3 protein-coding genes and 1 pseudogene are annotated in these 3,429 nt (G+C 37.5%); all 4 read right to left on the bottom strand.

Features of this window, described 5'->3' with window-relative positions:
- Positions 1–131: 131 nt before the first annotated feature.
- A protein-coding gene (locus tag IV84_RS10145) for an IS3-like element IS1163 family transposase (RefSeq protein ID WP_155515921.1) occupies positions 132–1,201 on the bottom strand; the annotation gives its coding sequence in 2 pieces (ribosomal slippage) (positions 132–973 and positions 973–1,201; 1,071 coding nt in all).
- Positions 1,202–1,451: 250 nt separating this feature from the next.
- Positions 1,452–1,679 (bottom strand): annotated as a pseudogene (locus IV84_RS11265) (ABC transporter permease); the annotation flags it as partial.
- Between the two features lie 76 nt (positions 1,680–1,755).
- Positions 1,756–2,055 carry a hypothetical protein gene (locus IV84_RS10135; protein WP_016526703.1) on the bottom strand — a complete coding sequence of 100 codons (300 nt, stop codon included), beginning with the start codon at positions 2,053–2,055 and terminating at the stop codon, positions 1,756–1,758.
- A 1-nt stretch (position 2,056) separates the two neighbouring features.
- Positions 2,057–2,917 carry a ParA family protein gene (locus tag IV84_RS10130; RefSeq protein ID WP_054762668.1) on the bottom strand — a complete coding sequence of 287 codons (861 nt, stop codon included), beginning with the start codon at positions 2,915–2,917 and terminating at the stop codon, positions 2,057–2,059.
- Positions 2,918–3,429 lie beyond the last annotated feature (512 nt).

Genomic DNA, 3,429 nt, shown 5'->3' with positions numbered 1-3,429 from the left:
TGCATTTACACAAGATATTTTACGCTCTCTAAAATATAGTTAACTTTTTATTTATTCAGATCTTTATGCCAATTGCATATCAAAAAGCACTACTCATTATGCTCCTATGTCAATAAATGGCACATCTTTTTCTAAACACTCGTTCTAATTCTGTCGGAATTAAACCAACTGATGTAATTTGAGGTTCGGATTACCAAGTCCTCAAAATTGGAAGAAGTTGTTTGAAAGGCAAACTCTCTCTTCAACAATGAGTGAAAAGCTTCAATTGGCCCATTATCATAAGGATAACCTTGTTTTGAGTATGAGTGGCTAATCTGATGCCGTTCAAGTAAAGTTTCAACTTCGTTGCTGGTGTACTGTGAACCCATGTCAGAGTGAAAATATTGTGGCTTTTGATGACATTCAAGCGCCTGATTAATCGTTTCTACAACTAACGTCGCCTCCATCTGACGACCAATCTTGAAAGCAAGAACTTGATGAACCTTTGGTTCGTAAATAGAACTGAGATAAACCCAGGTTCCTGGACGTAATTCCAAATAAGTAATGTCAGCACGCCATATCCTTGCATTGGGCTGGTGCTTGATTAAATTGGGGCGTTGTGAATGATCCACATGAGTGCCAGGTTTTTTAAATCGCCGATTCATTAAAGAGTGAATCTCCATTTCCCTCATTAATCGTAAAATTCGTTTTGACCCAACACAGATGCCTGACTTGCGAAGCACCATCGTTATTCGTGGATAACCATAGGCACGATAATTATTTTCCCAAATCAATTTAATTTTTTCTTTGAGCTGATTATCAACACGTTCGTGTTGACTAGGTTGATATCTTTTCCAATGGTAATAGGTGCTGCGCGGTAATTTCAGTGCCGAAAGAATAATTGATAAGCGGTGTCGCAATAACTGATCTTCTATGAAGACAAGGCAATTAATTCGTCCTAATGCTTTCCCAGTAACACCGCCGCAACTTTTAAAATTTCAAGTTCCTCCTTTAATCGCTGATTTTCCTTTTGAAGTTGTTTGAATTCTTTGGACGTTACTTCAGTACCGTCTTCTAGCTCAACTGATTTAGCGCCTTTAACCCAGTTATGAATTGCGGCTGGAGAAACACCGTATTCCTCGGAAAGCGAGCGAATAGATCTTTTCTCTTCACGATGCATCTTCACAATGCTGGCTTTAAAATCATCTTGATATCGTTTCATTGGAATGCTCCTATCTTGTTTTATTAATTATGGCACAACTGTTCAGAAATTTATGTACCAAATACTAGGATAGGAGCACTTACAAAATGGTCAAATGTAGCCTTCAAAAAAGTAAAATACCGTTCTTTAAAATGGTAAAGTGAGTGATTAACAGTGTATGAAAGTAGATGTTGTTAGATTAAGGTTGAAATATCTATCGGATTGCTGAATTGACTAAATATCTAATTTTTGTCGAAGAAAGGCACTCGTTCTAATCACGCCGTTGATAAGCAAGAATGGTTAATGGCATGAAGATGAGAATGAGGACGAAGCCGCTAATCAGTACTAACGTGGCATTCAGACTCCAATTGCCGGTCCTCAGAATCGTTCGGATTGCGGTGATGGTTAAAGTGACCGGATTAAGTTTGACCAGACTTTGGATAGGCAGCGGTAACGTCTTGATCGGGATGAAGGCATTCGATAAAAATGTCAGTACCAGCGACTAACAGCCGCAATTTTGAACAAGTCTCTGAACATTATTATTACTTCTTTCTTTTATTTTAATGTAGCACTGCTTACATATTCTCCCGCAATACGGTATACCTGCGCTGTTGTTCCTCGGTCATATCCTTGTAATACTGGTCAATAAGAAGCTGGATAATCTCGTAGTCGAAGCTAACATGTTCAATTGTCTTCAGGACTTTCATATCCTTGTAAGTCTCTGCGGATACCTTAAGGGATTTTTTCTGATTTTTTGGCATAGAGGAAGATTTATTCTCTTTTTTCGTAGCATTATCTGTTGCGTGGTACTCTTCTGATGGCTTTACCGCTCCGGTAACCCTTCGTTGAAGAATATTAGGCTTTTTACTTGGCATCTTACTTGGCCTCCTTATCATCTATAAATAAGCCAATCCGGCTTAATAACTCATCGGTAACTTGCTGGTACTTGTCTAACACTCGCTTATCGAAGCGGTCCTTATCGGTAATTCCATTAATTGGGAATCGTTTAATCCGGGCCATTTGAGTAACAATATTTGTGAATACATTTTCTTCTCCAAACTCATCCTTAGCAGATTGTATGATTGTCTGATCGACACCGTTACGGGCATCGTGAAGCATTGGCAAGATACCAATTATCTCTATATCTAGCTGATACTCTTGCTGAAGTTTAGAAAGGGTATTCACATACTCTTCTGCACCGGATAGACTATCATCGTGTGTTTGCAAGCTGATAAGTGCAAAGTCTGAGAAGATAACAGCATTACGGGTAATCTCAATACTAAATGGTGGCACATCCAACAGAATTACATCATATTTCTTCTTCAATGGATTAAACAAGGGTTCCAACAGATGTGTTTCTTCGTACTCATTATTCGTATTCTGATATAAATATTTCGTAAAATCTTGGAAATCAATATATGAAGGAATTAGGTCAAGGTTATCCATTATCTTAACTGGTAAGTCTGTTAGATCTTTCTCCTGTATGCCTACCATCAGAGTTTTTTTAATTGAGTACACGGTATCTTCCTGCTGACTTTTCGTTAACATTAGTGTTTTAGTGGCGTTGGCTTGTGGGTCTAAGTCTGCAACCAACGTATGTATTCCCATTTTAGCTAAGGTATAAGCGATGAGATACGTGTTAGTTGTTTTTCCCACGCCACCCTTTTGATTACCAATCACAATGGTTAATGCCTCATCACGAGACTGTATAGCCTTTACTACGTCTGGAATATCCATAACAACGACCTCCAATTGATTTTTAATTAGTATACCACAATTTAATAGTGAAAGGGAAATTTCCCTAAATAGTTATTTAGATATATAGAATTAGGGATATATAGAAATTGGGATAAAGGGAAAAAGGGATACTTATCGACTGAGAACACTGTTATAATGGGAATTAAAAATATTCCTAAATAGAAAAAGGGATATAGGGATAATTCTATTTAGGGATAATTCTATTTAGGGAAAAATAGATAAAGGGAAAAAGGGAAATTAAATATAATTGTTGACAGATATCCTATGAAAGGGCTATAATCATTGGTATTGACAGTCCTATTATATGATGTGTTTTTAACATTATTTCCACCGTTTGCTGTACTAACTGTGAATCATGGGGGACACTGTCAGTAGTTCAAAAGAAGTAATACCTAAAAAACTGCATAAAAAAAAACACCCACCGACTGGCATCGGTGAGCGCCACACAAAAGTCAACTCATTTACTGACTATTATATCATGGCCGGTGCGA

It is taken from the genome of Pediococcus damnosus (assembly GCF_001437255.1).
GTDB classification, from domain to species: Bacteria; Bacillota; Bacilli; order Lactobacillales; family Lactobacillaceae; genus Pediococcus; species Pediococcus damnosus.
The sequence above is the reverse complement of the archived record's forward strand: the minus strand, read 5'-3'. Positions and strand labels throughout refer to the sequence as shown.

Coding starts and splice junctions, on each gene's coding strand:
- IV84_RS10135 (WP_016526703.1), bottom strand. CDS start 2,055: ATGCCAAGTAAAAAGCCTAATATTCTTCAACGAAGGGTTACCGGAGCG.
- IV84_RS10130 (WP_054762668.1), bottom strand. CDS start 2,917: ATGGATATTCCAGACGTAGTAAAGGCTATACAGTCTCGTGATGAGGCA.